Below are 16,318 nucleotides of genomic sequence, written 5' to 3'. Positions count from 1 at the left end.
TTTGTCCACAGCCAGAAGGCGCCTCCTGACGGTTTGCAGAGTGGTGCACAGCGGCCATAATGCCCCGCTCTGCCAGCATCTCCAGCAAGGAAAGACCGTGAGCCAAGCACTGATTGCCGCCCTGCAAGACCCTGCCCTTTATCCGCATCCTGTGGAAGGCTTCACGGTCATCGAAACGCACATTTCGTGGGTCCTGCTCACCGGCCCCTATGCCTACAAGATCAAGAAGCCGGTGAACTTCGGCTTCCTCGACTTCACCAGCCTGGAGGCCCGCGAGCGCTTCTGCGGTGAAGAGGTTCGCCTCAACCAGCGCCTGACCCATGACCTCTACCTCGACGTCCTGCCCATCACCGGCAGCGAGGCGGCCCCGCAACTGGGTGGCGAAGGCCCCGCCATCGAGTTCGCCATCCGCATGGCGCAGTTCCCCCAGGCCAACCTGCTGAGCGAAGTCCAGGCGCGCGGCGAACTGACCCCGGCGCATATCGACGCCCTGGCGGTACAGATCGCCCAGTTCCACCTGCAGTCCCCCCAGGTCGCCGTCGAGCACCCGCTGGGCACCCCGGAAATGGTCATGGCACCGGTGCAGCAGAACTTCGACCAGATCCGCCCGATGCTCAGCAACAAGGCCGACCTGCAACAGCTCGACGCGCTGGAAGCCTGGGCCCGGAGCAGCTATGAACGCCTGCTGCCGCTGCTGGCCGAGCGCAAGAACAACGGTTCGATCCGCGAATGCCACGGTGACATCCACCTGGGTAACGCCACCCTCATCGACGGTGAAGTGGTGCTGTTCGACTGCATCGAATTCAACGAGCCCTTCCGCTTCACCGACGTCTACGCCGACATCGGCTTCCTGGCCATGGACCTCGAGGATCGCGGCCTCAAGTCGCTGTCCCGTCGCCTGATCAGCCGCTACCTGGAAGAGACCGGCGACTACAAAGGCCTGGAAGTACTGAATTTCTACAAGGCCTACCGCGCCCTGGTCCGCGCCAAGATCGCCCTGTTCAGCCTGGCGCACCAGAGTGACGCCGTGCAGCAGGCCGCCACCCTGCGCCAGTACCGCAACTACGCCAACCTGGCGGAAAGCTACAGCGCCATCCCCTCGCGCTTCCTCGCCATCACCCACGGCGTTTCCGCAGTCGGCAAGAGCCACGTCGCCCTGCGCCTGGTGGAGGCCCTCGGCGCCATCCGCCTGCGCTCCGATGTCGAGCGCAAGCGCCTGTTCGGCCAGCAGCAGGACGGACAGAACGACCTCTATAGCGGCATCTACAGCGCCGAGGCGACGGCACGCACCTACCAGCACCTGCATCAGTTGGCGGAAACCGTCCTGCACGCAGGCTTCCCGGTGGTGATCGACGCCGCCTACCTCAAGCAGGTCCAGCGCCAGGCCGCGCAGGACGTCGCCGAACAGGTCGGCACCCCGGTGGTCATCCTCGACTGCCAGGCCCCCGATACCGTCATCGCCGGCTGGCTGGAGCAGCGCAAACTGCAGGGTGGCGATCCCTCCGACGCCACGCTGGAGGTGGTGCATGCCCAGCAGGCGAGTCGCGAAGCCCTGACCGCCGAGGAGCAGACCCACAGCAAGCGCATCGACACCCACGATGCCAGCAGCCTCGACAGCCTGGTCGAACGCATTCGCCAGCACCTGCCCGGCCTCTGATCGGCCGCGTCATCCCCAACGCGGCGAGCAGTGCTCGCCGCGGCTTCTATACTCCCGGTGAATTCTCACCGGATGAGTAGCGATGACCGCACCCCACCAGCTCGACAATCCGCTCTACCGCCTGCTGCACAACGACGATGTGGCCGGCTTCAACGCACAGAAACCCAAGGAAGGCCCGGTCGACATGGCCTCGGGCGATTTCCGCGGCCTCGACCTGCGAGGCCTTGACGCCACACGCATCGACTTCACCGGCGCCTACTTCCGGGGCTCCGACTTGCGAGGCCTGGACCTGCGCGAGGCCAGCCTCGAAGGCGCCAGCCTCGCCCACGCACAGATATCCGGCGCCTACTTCCCCACCGAACTGGCGGCCGATGAAATCCTCATGTCGGTGAACTTCGGCACCCGCCTGCGCTACAACACCCACAAATAGCGCCACGCACCCGCTGCGGGCCTTACCCGACCGAGGATCGGCCCCCGGCGGGTCGCACCCGCACGGATGCCGTCTACGCTGATACCCGGGCACAGACGCCGCAGGAAACGCAAGACCTTGGCAAGCCGCGATCGGCGCCGGGCAGGGATGCAGTCACCCGGCTACGCAGTATCAGATGGCCGCTACACTTGCTCGAATCGACCGGGACTGATCCTTCGCGCCCCACCATCGCAAGGAGGCTGGATGAACGACGAACTGCAACACCTGAAGAACCTCGGCAAGACCTCGGCACAGTGGCTGCATGCGGTGGGCATCCACAGCGCCTCCGACCTGCGCCGCCTCGGTGCGGTGGGTGCCTACCGCGCCGTCCGCGCCCGCGGGTTCCGCGCCTCCAAGGTGCTGCTCTACGCCATAGAAGGCGCCCTGCTGGACGTGCACTGGAACGACCTCTCACCCGGGCACAAGGCGGAACTGAACGGGCAGCTGGACGCATTGCCACCCAACAACAAGAGCTAGCTCACAACCTGGGCGAGATAGGATTTACTGCGATGGCGATGCGCCCTATTGTTTCAGGGACGTTCGTGCGTCCAAGCCGCCCAGCCAGTTCAAGGAATTACTGTCATGTACCTACTCGGGGAGCAACCTGCTTACGCCGACCAGCTGATCAACCGACTGCAAAGCATTCCCGGCCAGCTGCTCGATGGGCTCGAGCCCTCGGGCCCGCCGCTGCGCCTCGATGCGGTGGAGGACCTGGCCAAGGTGCTGCCCGGCAACCAGCTGTTCCTCATCGAGAACGGCCTGCTGCATGCGCTCGTCGACGAACGCCCGCTGTTCTACCTCCAGGAGGGCGACCTGGTCGGCCTGCGCCAGGGCATCGAGCTGCCCAGCTGCCGCTATCGCAGCGACGAGCCGCTCAGCCTGGTCCCCTACGCCCGTGGTGACGTGTTCAAGCACATCTACGGCAGCGAGAAGGGCCAGGAGCTGTTCATCCAGTACCTGATAGGCCACACCGCCCTGCTCTCCGACGCACTCGCCCGCCTCAAGCAACCCGAGATCCGCCCCGCCACCGGCTTCCAGCATTTTGCCGCCGGCGAGGAACTGATCCACCAGGGCGACGAAGCCGACCACGTGTTCATCATCATCGAAGGGCATGCCGAAGCCTTCGTCGACGGGCAGAAGGTCGGTGACGTGCAGAAGGACGAGATCTTCGGTGCCATGGCGGTATTCACCCGCGAGAAGCGCAGCGCCACCGTGGTCGCCAGCGAGCCCTGCACGGTGATGGTGATCCCCAAGGACCAGTTCCTCAGCCTGATGCAAAGCAACCCGCGCATCGCCCACAGCCTGATCGAGAGCATGGCCCGCCGCATCGACCTGCTGAACAAGGAAGTCACCCAGCAACGCCTGGCCAAGCCGGCGGAGTGACCTCAGGCGTCCCAACGAAAACCCCGGCCAAGTGCCGGGGTTTGTGCTTTGCAACCCACCTCGACGAGCGAGATGAAAATAATTCGCAGAAAGCGTTGACAGTGAAATGAGAATTGTTATTATTACCACAACTGGTCGCGAGATCAGCCGGTAAGCTGGGAGACCAAGCAGTCGGACTCTTCAGATTATCTCCTCATCAGGCTAATCACGGTTATTGACCCGGCACTTTTGCCGGGTCTTTTTTTGCCTGCGAGAATGTGCCGCCCAGCGCGCCCCGCTACTTCTTCGGCGCGCCTTCCGGCAGGTTGGCGTTTAGCAACAGCGCCAGGCGGATACCCGCTTCCTGCACCCGGCGCTCGGCCAGGGGCAGGAATTTCTTCAGGTAACGGCGATCCAGGGTGTCCTGGTTGCCCCCTGCCTCGCCATCCTCGTCCCCCCCCTGGGTGCCACGACGGGCCCACTCCTCGCTCTTCGACTGCTTGAAGGCATCAGGCTTGAAGGCCTTCTTGCCGCCGGTCTTCGGGTACAGGTCGTCGTCACGGACGATGGCGCAGGACTCCCCCGACCAACTCGCGGGCGTACCCGCCTCGGGTTTCGGCAGGTCCTCGGACAGCTTCGCCGTATAGGCCGCCTGGTCCAGGCGCCGGCTGGCCAGCAGGTAGCTGTCCCAGACGCTGTGCAGGTTGTAGTCGCGGCCGCCGACCACCACCGGGAAGTCGTTGCCGCCCTTGTCCAGGCGGTAGCTGTTGTGCAGCGGCTGGTGGATATCACCCACGAAGTGCACCACGAACATCAGCGCCATGACCTTCTGGTTGTCGCTCGCCTTGGGGTCGGCCAGCAGCGCGGCGTTGCGCTCGATGGCCGCCACCACGCACTGGCCGTCCGGGCAATCGCGCGGAGCCTGGTAGGTGCAGTCGTCGGTCTTGTAGTTGATGTAGTGCTGCGCGCGGGTCTGCTCCCAGAGCGCCTGGAAGTCGGGCATGTTGCGCAGGTTGTCGGCCCAGCTGGCGACGGCGGAGAGGTGCTGCTGGCGCACCAGCGCCAGCAGGCGATCGGCCTCCGCCTTGGCCGCTGGCGTCAGTTGCGCTTCGGCGATATCCGCTACCACCGCGTGGCCCAGCTGACCCCAGGCACCCGCCTGCGCGCCCCAGAGCAGGCTGCCGATGAAGAGACCGGCGCCCAGCGCCCGACGAAATCCGTTGTGCTGCATGTTTCCTCCTAATGGCTGTGCCCAGGCATGAAGCGCCCCCGGGCGCGCCTGGACGTCGCACCCACGCGCAAGGAAATGGTTCAGTGATCGAGGGTCATGGCGTCCAGCGTCAGGCGCACCATGTCGTGGAAGTCGTCCTGGCGCTGCTCGGCCGTCAGCTTCTCGCCGCTGATCAGGTGGTCGCTCACCGTCAGCACCGCCAGGGCCTGGCGTCCCAGCTCCGCCGCCACGCCATAGAGCCCCGCAGCCTCCATTTCCACCGCCAGCACGCCCATGCCCGTCATGCGCGCGGCCCAGGCCGGGTCCGGCTCGTAGAACAGGTCGGCGGAAAAGACGTTGCCCACGTGCACCGCCTGCCCGCTTTCGTCGGCGCGGCGCACGGTGCGCTCCAGCAGCCGGTAGTCGGCCAGGGCGGCGAAGTCGAAGCCGCCGAAACGCTTGCGGTTGACCACCGAATCGGTGGACGCGCCCTGGGCGATCACCAGGTCGCCGACCTTCACGCCGTCCTGCAACGAGCCGCAGCTGCCGACACGGACGATGCGCTGCACGCCGTACTGGCTGAACAGCTCATGGGCGTAGATCGACAGCGAGGGAATGCCCATTCCCGAGCCCATCACCGAGATGCGCTTGCCCTGGTAGAAGCCGGTGAAGCCCAGCATGTTGCGCACCGCATTCACCTGGCGGACGTCCGTCAGGTAGGTATCGGCGATCATCTTTGCCCGCAGCGGGTCGCCCGGCATCAGCACGGTTTCGGCGAAGTCGCCCGCCAGGGCGGTGATATGGGGAGTGGCCATCTACAGGTTTCCGGATTCAGGTTTGAGAAAGGACTCGCCATGCGTGCAGGCCGGCAGGTCGAAGAAGGTGGCCAGGCTCTGGCCGATGTCGGCGAAGCTGCCGCGCTCGCCCAGGCTGCCGGGCGTGATGCCGGCACCGAAGGCCAGTACCGGGATGTGCTCGCGGGTGTGGTCGCTGCCCGGCCAGCTCGGGTCGCAGCCGTGGTCGGCAGCCAGCACCAGCACATCGCCCTCCCCCATCGCCGCCAGCAGTTCAGGCAGGCGACGGTCGAAAGCCTCCAGCGCCAGCGCGTAACCGGCGATGTCGCGGCGGTGGCCGAAGAGCATGTCGAAATCGACGAAGTTGGCGAACACCAGGGTGCGTTCCGGCGCTTGCGCCAAGGCCTGCAACGTGGCCTCGAACAGCGCCTCGTTACCGTCGCCCTTGTACAGCCGGCTGATGCCCCGGTGGGCGAAGATGTCGCCGATCTTGCCCACCGCGAACACCTGCCCGCCCGCCTCCACCAGCCGGTCCAGCAGGGTGGGCGCGGGGGGCGGCACGGCGTAGTCACGGCGGTTGCCGGTGCGACGGAAATCGGTAGCGGAGGTGCCGACGAAGGGCCGCGCGATCACCCGGCCGATGTTCCAGTCATCGCACAGCCCACGGGCGATCTCGCACAGCTGGTAGAGCCGTTCCAGGCCGAACGCCTCCTCGTGGGCGGCGATCTGGAACACGCTGTCCGCCGAGGTGTAGCAGATGGGCTTGCCGCTCTGCAGGTGCTCCTCGCCGAGCGCCTCGAGGATGGTGGTGCCCGAGGCGTGGCAGTTGCCGAGGATGCCCGGCAGGCCGGCGCGCTCGATCAGCGCATCCAGCAGCTCGGGCGGGAAGCTGTTCTCTTTCTCGGCGAAGTAGCCCCAGTCGAACAGCACCGGCACCCCGGCCATCTCCCAGTGCCCGGACGGCGTGTCCTTGCCGCTGGACAGCTCGCGGGCATGGCCGTGGGCACCGATGACGGGCGCCTCGGGATCGAAGCCAGGCGGGTAAGCGCCCGCGCTGGCCGCCGCCGCATGGCCCAGCCCCAGTCTCTCCAGGTTCGGCAGGCACAACGGCCCCTTGCGCAGAGGGCCATCCGCTTCGCCCCGAGCGCAAGCCTCGGCGATGTGCAGCAGCGTGTTGGCACCCTGGTCGCCGAAGCGCACGGCATCGGCCGTAGCACCGATGCCGAAGGAGTCGAGGACCAGCAACAAGGCTCTGCCCATGGTCCGCTCCTAGTAACGCTGGCCGATCAGCTCGGCGACCTGCGCCTCGCCGTCGCCCAGTTGGTAGGCCGCGCGCAGGGCCGCCGCCGCACGCTCGGCGCTGGCGGCATCCCGCGCATGCACCAGCCCCAGCGGCTGCTCACCCCCCACCCGCTCGCCGGGCAGCGCCAGCGCACTGAAGCCCACCGCCGGGTCGACCTCGTCCTCCGGGCGCTTGCGACCGCCGCCCAGGGCGACCACCGCGAGCCCGACGGCGCGGGTATCCACCGCCTGGACGATACCCCCGCGCTCGGCATGCACCGGGTGCACCACAGGCGCCCAGGGCAGGTGGCGCCAGGGCTCGCGGTGCAGGCCACGGGGGCCACCCAAGGCGTCCACCATCAGGTTGAAGCGTTGCAGCGCCGCGCCGTCGCGCCAAGCCTGCAACAGGCGCTCGCGGGCCTGGGCGCAGTCCTCCGCCAACCCGGCGGCCACCAGGGTTTCCTCGGCCAGCACCAGGGTCACCTCCCACAGGCGCGGGCTGCGCACCTCGCCCTTGAGCAGGGCCAGCGCCTCTTCCACTTCCAGGGCGTTGCCGGCACTGCGGGCCAGCGGCTGGTTCATGTCGGAGATCACCGCACGGGTGCGCACACCGGCGCCATTGGCCACCGCCACCAGGCTGCGCGCCAGCAGGTCGGCCTGCTGCGGATCGCTCATGAAGGCGCCGTTGCCGCTCTTCACGTCCATGATCAGCACGTCGAGCCCGGCGGCCAGTTTCTTCGCCAGGATGGACGCGGTGATCAGGTCCACCGACTCCACCGTTCCGGTGACATCGCGAATGCCGTACAGGCGCTTGTCCGCCGGCGCCAGGTCGGCGGTCTGGCCGATGATGGCGCAGCCCACCTCGGCCACCACCGCACGCAAGCGTTCTGGGTCGGGCCGGGTGCAGTAGCCGGGGATGCTTTCCAGCTTGTCCAGGGTGCCACCGGTGTGCCCCAGGCCGCGCCCGGAGATCATCGGCACGTAGCAGCCGCAGGCCGCCAGCAGCGGCGCCAGCACCAGGCTCACCAGGTCGCCCACGCCACCGGTGGAGTGCTTGTCCACCACCGGGCCGGGCAGGTTCCATTCCAGCACCTGGCCGGAGTCGCGCATGGCGGTGGTCAGGGCGATGCGCTCGTCCAGGCTCATGCCCTTGAGCAGCACCGCCATGGCGAACGCCGCCACCTGGCCTTCACTAAGGCTGGAATCGCTGATGCCTTCGACGAAGCGGCGGATGTCCTCACCCGCCAGCTCCAGCCCATCGCGCTTGCGACGGATCACTTCCTGCGCCAGCCACATATCAGTAGCCCTCCGATACAGCGGCATCGGCCTGGCCGAGCACCCGCAGCAGGTCGCCGAGCAGGCTGGAGGCACCGAGGCGCAAGTGACGGGCATCGATCCAGTCCAGGCCCAGCTCAGCGGCCGCCAGTTCGATATAGCGGCGCGCATCGGCCAGGGTGCGGATGCCCCCGGCCGGCTTGAAGCCCACCCGACCGCCCATCTCGCGAATCACCTCGAGCATCAGCGCCGCGGCCTCGGGCGTGGCATTGACCGCCACCTTGCCGGTGCTGGTCTTGATGAAGTCGGCACCGGCGGCGATGGCATCGCGGCTGGCCTGGCGGATCAGCTCCGGGTCGGCCAGTTCGCCGGTTTCGAGTATCACCTTGAGCAGCACCCGCTCCCCGCACGCGGCCTTGCAGGCAGCGACCATCTCGCGGCCACGCTCGGCATCGCCAGCCAGCAGCGCGCGATAGGGGTAGACCAGGTCCACTTCATCCACGCCATCGAGCACCGCCGCAGCGGTCTCGCGCACGGCGGCGGCGATGTCGTCGGCGCCCTGGGGGAAGTTGGTCACGGTGGCGATGCGCAGGTCACCGGCGCCCAGCGCCTCCAGGGTGCGCCGGGCGAAGCCGATGAAGCGCGGGTAGATGCACAGCGCCGCCACCCGCCCCTCGGCGGTCAGTGCGCGCTGGCAGAGCGCGGCGATGGCGGCTTCGTCGTCATCGTCGTTGAGCGAAGTCAGGTCCAGCAGGCCGATGGCCAACCGGGCCAGTTCGGTATCCGTCAATTGAGTCATTCGGAACATTCCCCAGGGATGCGCCATGAGCCGGCATCCCGTTGCAGTGATTCAGAGCGAAACGAACAGTCCGGCCAGAGCCGCACTCATCAGGTTAGCCAGGGTGCCGGCGATCATCGCACGCACCCCGAGCCGGGCGAGGTCCTTGCGGCGGTTGGGCGCCATTACCCCCATGCCGCCCAGCAGGATGCCGATGGAGGACAGGTTGGCGAAGCCGCACAGGGCGAAGGTGACGATCACCTGGGTGTGGGCGCTGAGCACCTCGACACCGGCGGCCGACGCCTGGATCGGATTGATGTAGCGGGCGAAGTCGACATAGGCGACGAACTCGTTGAGCACGATCTTCTGGCCGATGAAGCCGCCGGCCTGGATGGCTTCGGCCCAGGGCACGCCAAGCAGCCAGGCCACCGGAGCGAAGGCGTAGCCCAGCAGCAATTGCAGGGTCACGCCGGGGTAGCCGACGAAGCCGCCGAGCCAGCCCATCAGGCTGTTGAGCACCGCCACCAGGGCGATGAACACCAGCAGCATCGCGCCCACGTTCAACGCCAGCTGCAGGCCGCTGGACGCACCGGCGGCGGCCGCGTCGAGCACGTTGGCCGGACGGTCGTCGGCGTAGCCTTCGATCAGGTCCGGCCGGTCCTGGGGCGTCTCGCTCTCGGGCTCCATCAGCTTGGCCATGAGCATGCCGCCGGGCGCCGACATCAGGCTCGCGGCGATCAGGTACTTGAGGTCAACACCGAGGCTGGCGTAGCCGATCATCACCGAGCCGGCGGTGGAGGCCAGGCCGCAGACCATTACCGAGAACAGCTCGGAGCGGGTCATGTGCGGGATGTAGGGCCGCACCACCAGCGGCGCCTCGGTCTGGCCGAGGAAGATGTTGGCGGTGGCCGAGAGCGACTCGGTGCGGCTGGTGCCCATGGCGCGCTGCAAGGCGCCACCGATCACCGAGATGATCACGTCCATGACGCGCAGGTAGTAGAGCACCGCGATGAAGGCGCTGAAGAACACGATCACCGGCAGCACCTTGATGGCGAAGACGAAGCCGCCCCCGCCGAACAGGTCGAACATCTTCGTGCTGTTGAGGCCGCCGAAGAGGAAGTCGATGCCCTTGGTGGCGCTGTCCTCCAGGCTGCTGACCACATTGGACATGGCCGCCAGGGAGTTCTGCCCCCAGGGCACGTAGAGCACGAAGGCGGCGAAGCCCGCCTGCAGCACGAAGGCCGTGCCGACCGTGCGCAGGTTGATGGCGCTGCGCTTGGAGGACAACAGGTACGCGATTACCAGCAACATCAGGATGCCGAGCATGCCGATCATGAAATGGATTCCCCGGAAGAAAGGTGCGTCGTTGTTCTTGTCGTCGTTCTAGAGGGCGAAGGCGCCGGGCAGCAGCTCGTCGACGCGCCACAGGCGGGTCGATTCCGGGTCGCTGCCGCAGCAGATCACCGGGCAGTCGGCCGCCATCAGCTCGCTGATCACCTGGCGGCAGGCGCCGCAGGGGCTGATCACCGGAACCTCCGGGGCGAACACCAGCAACGCCTTGAAGCTGCGCGGCGCATGGCCCTGGCTGATGGCGGCGAACAGCGCGCTGCGCTCGGCGCAATTGGTCAGGCCGTAGGAGCCGTTTTCCACGTTGCAACCGAGGATCACCTGGCCGTCATGGGTGAGCAGCGCCGCCCCGACGGGGAATCGGGAATAGGGGCTGTAGGTACGTGCCGCCGCCTCGATGGCCTGGGGCAACAACCGCTCGCACAGAGCGGATCGAGCAACATCGTTCATGGGTACCGTCCGGGACTCTGGGTCGCCTTCTTTATGGTTATCGGGCGCCCGTCGTGCGGGCGCCTCCTTGTCGCAAACCGCTATTCCCGCTGACTGACCGCAACATCCACACGGCGGATGCGTCCCGCGCCCTCGGCCGCCCCCGCCGGGCTGCCGGCCTGGTCCCGGGACACCAGGTAGTCGATCAGCGCGTCCAGGTCGGAAATGCCGCTGTCGCGGTGCTCCGTCCCTTCGCGGAACAGGCTGAAGCCGTCGCCGCCCTCCGCCAGGAAGGCGTTGGAAACCACCCGGTAGCGCCCATCCGCCAGCACCGGCTGGCCATCCAGGCGCAGGCTGTCGGCGAGCACGCGCTGCCCGGGCGGCCTGCCCGCATCCCACTGGTAGGTGAAGGACGAGGAGACCTGCAGCGGTGTGAAGCCACCCCCGCCCCGCCACTGCTGCTCCAGCAGCGCCACCAGCTGCGCGCCGCTCAGGGTCAGCAGGTGCAGGGTGTTGTTGAAGGGCTGCGAGCCGGCCACCTGGGAGTAGCTGACCGTCTCCAGCCCCTGCTCCAGTGCCAGGTCGCCACGGATGCCGCCCGGGTTCATCAGCGCCAGCTGCGCGCCCTGCGAGCGGGTCGCGGCGAGCTGCGCATCGGCGATCAGGTCGCCCATGGCCGACTCGCCCGCCTCGTTCATTTCGCGACGCACTTCGGGGGCCGCCAGGCGGGCGATGGGCCGCGCCAGCACCACGGCGCTGCGCGCCTCGATCTCGCCCTGCAGCGCGGCGAGCTTCTCGTCCGGTGCATAGCGCGTCGGGTCGGCCAGCAGGTTGCGGGCCTCGACGCGGGTCACCTTGTGGGTCCCTGGCGTCACGTCCAGCGTGAGCCGGGTCAGCAGGTGGCCGTAGGAGGAGCCCTGGGTCACCGGGAGCTTGCCCACCTGGCACAGGTAGCCCTGGTGGCTGTGGGCGCTGATCAGCAGGTCCACTGCCGGGTCCAGGCGCTTGGCCACCTCGACTATGTCCCCACCCAGTTGCTGGCAAGCGGGCTTGTCGAAGGGCTCCGGCGTGCTGCCGCCCTGGTGCACCACGGCGACGATGGCGTTGGCACCGGCGGCCTTGATCTCGGGGATCAGCGCATTGATCGAATCGGCCTCGTCACGCACCTCCAGCCCGGCCAGGCCGCTGGGGCGGACCACGCTGGCGACATCGCGCAGGATCGCGGCGACGAAGGCCACCTTGACCCCCTTCACCTCCTCGATGCGGTAGGCCGGCAGCAGTGGCTTGCCGGTGGTGCTGTCCACCAGGTTGGCGGCCAGGTAGTCGAACCCGGCGCCCTTGTAGTCACCCCGGAAGCTGCAGGCCTTCTCCGGACGCGGCGACTCGCAGCCGCCGTGAATCTGCCGCAGCAGCTCGGCCTTGCCCAGGTCCAGCTCGTGGTTGCCCACGGCGGTGAAGCGCAGGCCCATGGCCTTGAGCGCCTCCAGGCTGGGCTCGTCGGCCCACATGGCGGAGATCGGCGGGCTGCCGCCCACCAGGTCACCAGCGCCGATGAACAGCAGCTGCGGGTCCTGCTTGCGCAGCTCCGCCAGCATGCCGCCGAGGGTGGCGATGCCGCCGGCGTTCACCGAGAGCGTCTTGCCGGGGTTGGCCGGGTCCGGGTAGCGGAAACTGCTGCCCTGGATGTAGCCGTGGAAATCGTTGATCGCCACCAGGTTCACCGCCACCGGCTGCACAGCTTCCTGCCCGCAACCGGCCAGGCCGGCGAGCAGGAGTGCGCCCAGCAAGCGGCTGCGGGCAAGGGAACGGGACATGCGTGACTCCCCTGCGCGCATCAGGCCGGCTGCAACTGGCCGTTGGCGACCGGCGCCGCCGTGCGGACCACGGTGCCCATGCCGGCACGCAGCAGGAGGATCTTCAGGTGGTCGGTGATGCGCTCGACGCGGTCCTGGAAGTGGTTGTGGAAGATCATCGCCACCAGGGCGATGGCGATACCCAGCGCGGTGGCGAACAGGGCGGTACCGATGCCCTTGGACACTTCGCCCGGGTCGGAGACGCCGGCCTCGGCCAGGGCGCGGAAGGTGTCGATGATGCCGAGGATGGTGCCCAGCAGGCCCAGCAGCGGCGCCGCGGTGACCACGGTCTCGAGGATCCACAGGCCGTGCATCAGCTTGCCGCGGGTGGCGATGTAGATGGATTCGCTGAGGTCTTCCAGGTCCTTGTGGGAGCTGACCGCGCCCTTCTGCTCGAACAGCTGGTCGATCATCTCCAGCGGCAGGCTCTTGCGGCCGTTCAGCGCGGCCGGCAGCTCGTCGATGCCGTGCATGCTCGGCACCAGCGCCGCTTCCAGCTTCACCGCCTGGCGCAGGCTGTAGGCGAAGAAGATGCCGCGTTCCACGGCGATGAAGGCCGCCAGGGCGGCGGCGCCGTACATCACGTAGAAGGTGATGTCGTGCAGCAGATCCATATTCATGTGGTACCTCCAGCGAACTCAGGTGTGCCGGAGGGCCCGAAGGCCCTGCGGACTTCGGGGTGGATTAGAAGGAGCCTTCGAAGCTGACCGAAACGGTGCGTTCCTCGCCGATGGTGTAGTACGGCGAGCTGCCGAACGCCGAGGCACTGCCCTGCGAGTAGGTCACGGCGTTGAACTGGGTGGTGCGCACGCCGGAGAGGTATTCCTTGTCGAACAGGTTGTTCACCGACAGGCGAACCGCCGCGCTCTTCAGCGCCGTGCCCTGCACCGGCAGGTGCACGCCCAGGTTGAGGTCGGCGATGGCGTAGTCGGGGATGCTCTCGTCGTTGGTCAGGTCGCCGTACTGGCGGCTGACGTACTTGCCGACGATGTTCCCGTAGTACAGGCCGTCGTCGTAGCCCAGGCTCAGGTTGAGCATGTTCTTCGGCACACCGGCCACGGTCTTGCCCTCGGTGGGCAGGTCCACGCCGCGGTAGCGCACGCTGTCCTTCTGCTCGGCCTCGGTATAGGTGTAGGAGGCGTAGTAGTTGAAGTTGTGCGGCAGCAGGCCGCTCCACTCCAGCTCAAGGCCCTGGTTGACCACGTCGCCGACGTTGAGCATCACGTAGTCGCCGGCCTCGTCGCGGCTGGAGACCTGGCGGTTCTCGAAGGTCAGGTAGAACAGGGTGGCGCTGAGGGCCATGTCCTCGACGGCATAGCGCCAGCCGAATTCATGGTTCCAGCTCAGCTCGGGCTCGAGGCTGATGGAATCGCCCTTGTTGTAGAGCACGTAGTTCGGCGGCGTGCGCATGTTGCGGGTGAGGTTGTAGAAGACCTGGTTCTCGTCATCCAGCAGGTACTGGGCGCTGAAGCTCGGCAGCAGCTCGTGGTAGGTCTTGTTGCGCTTCTCTTTCTTCTCGGTGAGGCTGCCGCGGTTGTCGCCCTTGCGCTCGGAGTAGTCGTAGGCGATGCCGGCGGTCAGGGTCAGGTCCGGGGTCACCGACCAGACGTCCTGGGCGAACAGCTTGTGCGCCGGGGTCACGGTGAAGTAGTTGCGGCCCTGGATCACGTTGCCGTTGGCGTCGCGCGCCTGCTCGGAGTCGTGGTAGCCGGCCCAGATATCCACAGGCTTGCCATCCGGGGTGAGCGGCACGAAGGGCTGGGTCTGGCGCTGGCGGGCGCGCTCGTACCAGTAGCCGGTGCTGAAGCTGTGCTCGTCGTTGATGTCCCACTTGATGCTGGTGTTGATGCCGGGGCGCCAGGTCTCGGTGATCGAGGGCCGGTAGTAGAGGCCGCTGTTGGGCGTGCCGTCGGCGTTGAGCTGGCCCGATGTCGGCAGGTTGCCCAGGTTGTAGTTGCCACCAGTGTTGCTGGTGCCACGGTTCAGCGAATAGGGGCCGGTGAAGCTGCCGAAGCTGCCGCCGTTGGCCCAGTAGTAGTAGGGCGCCACGGTGAGCAACACGTCGTCACGCAGCTGGAAGCGGCCGGTCAGCGAGGCGGTGACGTTTTCGAAGGGGTTGCGCATCAGCACCGAGTAGCCGGTGCCGCGGGTCACGCCGTTCACCGAGCTGCCGCTGCCGGTCATGATCTTGCCGTTGCTGTTGTAGCGCGGGTCGTCCAGGTAGTCGAAGTCGCGGCCGTAGGTCTTGAACTGGGCCTTGCTGGGGTTCGAGTAGTTGTAGTTTTCCTGCTTGTGGTAGTTGATCACCGCATTCAGGGAGTTGCCTTCGCCATCCTCGAACAGGCTGTTGAGGGTGACCTTGTCGGCACGCAGCACGCCTTCGCCGCGCCACTTGTCACCCTCGGTGTGGGACGCCGAGATGTAGTTGCTGAAGCCGTTGTACTTGCCGGTGTTCAGGCGCACGAAGGTCTTGCGCAGGTTGTTGCTGCCGATGGTCTGCTTGCCGAAGACGCCGAAGTCCTTCTCGGGGCGCAGGGTCACCAGGCCGATGTTGCCGCCGGAGGAGCCGATGTGCGGCGCATCGATCTCGGAAGAGCCCTGGGTGGCGAAGACTTCGCCCAGGTTCTCCGGGTCGCCCAGCAGGTTCGGGTAGAGGTTGTAGTTGCCCGAATCGTTCACCGGAATGCCGTCGAGGGAAACGCCGACCTGGTCGGAGTTCATCCCGCGCATGGTGAAGTTGAAGCCGCTGAGGCCGCTGGAGTCATCGCTGGAAACGTTGACCCCCGGGGTGTACTTCAGCTTGTCGATGGCGTTGCCGGTGGCGGTCATCTTCTCCAGGGCTTCCTTGGTCACGGTAGAACGCGACTTCGGCGCGCTCTCCACCACCATCTGGCCATTGCCCAGGTTCTGCCCGGTGACCTTCACCTTGCCCACGTCAACGGAATTGCCGGACTCGTCAGCCGCCAGGGCCGCCATCGTCCATCCCCCCAGGCCAGCGGCCAGGAACATTGCAAATAACTTATTAAACTTCACGGACCAAACTCCTCGATAAAAAGGAACGCCTTCGTTTATTGGTTTAGTTATGGGTACTTGATCACTCGACGTTGTAACTAAAGGTCGCGGTAAAACGCTGTTTGTCTTTTCCCTGGAAGGCTTCGCTCGGGAAAGGCGAAACTTTTTCCAATCGACGCAAACTTGTTTGTGCAGCCTTGTTCAGCAACATGTTCGTTGCCTTGCTTTCAATGCCCGCATCCAGGACATTTCCCACTCGGTCCACCAACAGCCAGACCACCACGTTGCCTTCGGGGCGCTGCAACGACGCCTCGCGACCACGCGGGTATTGCTTGTACTTCTCCAACTCCTTGCGCAGGGCGGCGGTGTACACACCCTCCAGTGCCGCGCTGTCGACGCGCGGTTGCGGCGGCGCCACCGGCACGCTCACCGGGGCCGGCGCGGGCGTCGGGGCCGGTGCCGGCGCGGCCTTGGCCACCACGGGCGGTGCGGGCTTGGGCTCCTGCTTGACCACCTGCGGCTTGGGCTTCTCCACCTGCTTCACCACGGGCTTGGGCACCGGCTTGGGAACGGGCTTGGGCTTCGGCGGCTCGATCACCACCGGCTCCTCGACCTCGGGCTCGGGCAGCGGCTCGGGTTCCGGCTGCGGCGCCTCGACCACGGGTTCCGGCTCGGGCGGTGGCGGCATGAAATCGGCCGGATCCACCAGCGCGATTTCCACGGCGCTGTCGTCGTACTTGGGTTTCATCTGCAAGCTCTGCGAACTGGCGGAATAAACGAATACGAGAAGCAGGCAAGCCGCCGGCACACACGCAATGAACTTGCGAGTTCGATAGATAGGAAACATGGCG

Annotated in this window: 15 protein-coding genes; 4 read left to right on the top strand and 11 right to left on the bottom strand. The window is 66.8% G+C overall.

Translation table 11 applies throughout. From position 1 onward, the window contains the following. Window positions 1-97 precede the first annotated feature (97 nt). The 4 genes from ACYJSS_RS26820 to ACYJSS_RS26805 all read left to right on the top strand — a co-directional run bounded on the left by ACYJSS_RS26820 (window position 98) and on the right by ACYJSS_RS26805 (window position 3,509). On the top strand, window positions 98-1,657 hold the full coding sequence (locus ACYJSS_RS26820; protein ID WP_111260117.1) for a bifunctional aminoglycoside phosphotransferase/ATP-binding protein: 1,560 nt from the start codon (window positions 98-100) through the stop codon (window positions 1,655-1,657). A gap of 82 nt (window positions 1,658-1,739) precedes the next feature. Continuing rightward, window positions 1,740-2,087, top strand: coding sequence for a pentapeptide repeat-containing protein (locus ACYJSS_RS26815; RefSeq protein ID WP_236205941.1), 348 nt, complete (start codon window positions 1,740-1,742; stop codon window positions 2,085-2,087). 243 nt (window positions 2,088-2,330) lie between these two features. Continuing rightward, a complete protein-coding gene (locus tag ACYJSS_RS26810; protein WP_111260119.1) occupies window positions 2,331-2,603 on the top strand; it encodes a TfoX/Sxy family protein in 273 nt (90 codons plus the stop codon). Window positions 2,604-2,708: 105 nt separating this feature from the next. Continuing rightward, window positions 2,709-3,509, top strand: coding sequence for a cyclic nucleotide-binding domain-containing protein (locus ACYJSS_RS26805; protein WP_021219294.1), 801 nt, complete (start codon window positions 2,709-2,711; stop codon window positions 3,507-3,509). A gap of 277 nt (window positions 3,510-3,786) precedes the next feature. Here ACYJSS_RS26805 and ACYJSS_RS26800 read toward each other — a convergent pair whose 3' ends face one another. From ACYJSS_RS26800 to ACYJSS_RS26750, 11 genes are all read right to left on the bottom strand, one after another. Next, on the bottom strand, window positions 3,787-4,719 hold the full coding sequence (locus ACYJSS_RS26800; RefSeq protein WP_236205940.1) for a S1/P1 nuclease: 933 nt from the start codon (window positions 4,717-4,719) through the stop codon (window positions 3,787-3,789). 80 nt (window positions 4,720-4,799) lie between these two features. Further along, window positions 4,800-5,513 carry a purine-nucleoside phosphorylase gene (deoD, locus tag ACYJSS_RS26795; protein ID WP_111260121.1) on the bottom strand — a complete coding sequence of 238 codons (714 nt, stop codon included), beginning with the start codon at window positions 5,511-5,513 and terminating at the stop codon, window positions 4,800-4,802. After that, window positions 5,514-6,752 (bottom strand): phosphopentomutase, encoded by a 1,239-nt coding sequence (locus ACYJSS_RS26790; RefSeq protein WP_236205939.1) that lies wholly within the window; start codon window positions 6,750-6,752, stop codon window positions 5,514-5,516. It lies immediately after the preceding gene. Between the two features lie 9 nt (window positions 6,753-6,761). Continuing rightward, window positions 6,762-8,069: a thymidine phosphorylase gene (deoA, locus tag ACYJSS_RS26785; protein ID WP_111260123.1), complete on the bottom strand. Its 1,308-nt coding sequence runs from the start codon at window positions 8,067-8,069 to the stop codon at window positions 6,762-6,764. Window position 8,070: 1 nt separating this feature from the next. Beyond that, on the bottom strand, window positions 8,071-8,847 hold the full coding sequence (gene deoC / locus ACYJSS_RS26780; RefSeq protein WP_178082922.1) for a deoxyribose-phosphate aldolase: 777 nt from the start codon (window positions 8,845-8,847) through the stop codon (window positions 8,071-8,073). A gap of 51 nt (window positions 8,848-8,898) precedes the next feature. After that, window positions 8,899-10,161 (bottom strand): NupC/NupG family nucleoside CNT transporter, encoded by a 1,263-nt coding sequence (locus ACYJSS_RS26775; protein WP_178082923.1) that lies wholly within the window; start codon window positions 10,159-10,161, stop codon window positions 8,899-8,901. A gap of 48 nt (window positions 10,162-10,209) precedes the next feature. Next, entirely contained in the window at window positions 10,210-10,623 is a 414-nt protein-coding gene (gene cdd, locus ACYJSS_RS26770) for a cytidine deaminase (RefSeq protein ID WP_031287624.1), read from the bottom strand. Between the two features lie 80 nt (window positions 10,624-10,703). Continuing rightward, the gene (locus ACYJSS_RS26765) at window positions 10,704-12,416 is read right to left on the bottom strand and encodes a bifunctional metallophosphatase/5'-nucleotidase (RefSeq protein WP_111260126.1); all 1,713 of its coding nucleotides are present in this window, start codon (window positions 12,414-12,416) and stop codon (window positions 10,704-10,706) included. 20 nt (window positions 12,417-12,436) lie between these two features. Next, window positions 12,437-13,075, bottom strand: coding sequence for a MotA/TolQ/ExbB proton channel family protein (locus ACYJSS_RS26760; RefSeq protein WP_111260127.1), 639 nt, complete (start codon window positions 13,073-13,075; stop codon window positions 12,437-12,439). A gap of 64 nt (window positions 13,076-13,139) precedes the next feature. After that, on the bottom strand, window positions 13,140-15,488 hold the full coding sequence (locus ACYJSS_RS26755; protein ID WP_178082924.1) for a TonB-dependent receptor family protein: 2,349 nt from the start codon (window positions 15,486-15,488) through the stop codon (window positions 13,140-13,142). A 61-nt stretch (window positions 15,489-15,549) separates the two neighbouring features. Beyond that, the gene (locus tag ACYJSS_RS26750; RefSeq protein WP_111260129.1) at window positions 15,550-16,314 is read right to left on the bottom strand and encodes an energy transducer TonB family protein; all 765 of its coding nucleotides are present in this window, start codon (window positions 16,312-16,314) and stop codon (window positions 15,550-15,552) included. Window positions 16,315-16,318 lie beyond the last annotated feature (4 nt).

It is taken from the genome of Pseudomonas sp. No.21, from assembly GCF_054558415.1.
This window is presented reverse-complemented; position numbering and strand designations above follow the sequence as displayed.

Bases quoted from the DNA above. Each gene is read 5' to 3' on its own strand.
- deoD (WP_111260121.1), bottom strand. From the start codon at position 5,513: ATGGCCACTCCCCATATCACCGCCCTGGCGGGCGACTTCGCCGAAACC.
- ACYJSS_RS26810 (WP_111260119.1), top strand. From the start codon at position 2,331: ATGAACGACGAACTGCAACACCTGAAGAACCTCGGCAAGACCTCGGCA.
- deoC (WP_178082922.1), bottom strand. From the start codon at position 8,847: ATGACTCAATTGACGGATACCGAACTGGCCCGGTTGGCCATCGGCCTG.
- cdd (WP_031287624.1), bottom strand. From the start codon at position 10,623: ATGAACGATGTTGCTCGATCCGCTCTGTGCGAGCGGTTGTTGCCCCAG.
- ACYJSS_RS26815 (WP_236205941.1), top strand. From the start codon at position 1,740: ATGACCGCACCCCACCAGCTCGACAATCCGCTCTACCGCCTGCTGCAC.
- ACYJSS_RS26775 (WP_178082923.1), bottom strand. From the start codon at position 10,161: ATGATCGGCATGCTCGGCATCCTGATGTTGCTGGTAATCGCGTACCTG.
- ACYJSS_RS26760 (WP_111260127.1), bottom strand. From the start codon at position 13,075: ATGAATATGGATCTGCTGCACGACATCACCTTCTACGTGATGTACGGC.
- ACYJSS_RS26790 (WP_236205939.1), bottom strand. From the start codon at position 6,752: ATGGGCAGAGCCTTGTTGCTGGTCCTCGACTCCTTCGGCATCGGTGCT.
- ACYJSS_RS26805 (WP_021219294.1), top strand. From the start codon at position 2,709: ATGTACCTACTCGGGGAGCAACCTGCTTACGCCGACCAGCTGATCAAC.
- deoA (WP_111260123.1), bottom strand. From the start codon at position 8,069: ATGTGGCTGGCGCAGGAAGTGATCCGTCGCAAGCGCGATGGGCTGGAG.
- ACYJSS_RS26765 (WP_111260126.1), bottom strand. From the start codon at position 12,416: ATGTCCCGTTCCCTTGCCCGCAGCCGCTTGCTGGGCGCACTCCTGCTC.
- ACYJSS_RS26800 (WP_236205940.1), bottom strand. From the start codon at position 4,719: ATGCAGCACAACGGATTTCGTCGGGCGCTGGGCGCCGGTCTCTTCATC.
- ACYJSS_RS26750 (WP_111260129.1), bottom strand. From the start codon at position 16,314: ATGTTTCCTATCTATCGAACTCGCAAGTTCATTGCGTGTGTGCCGGCG.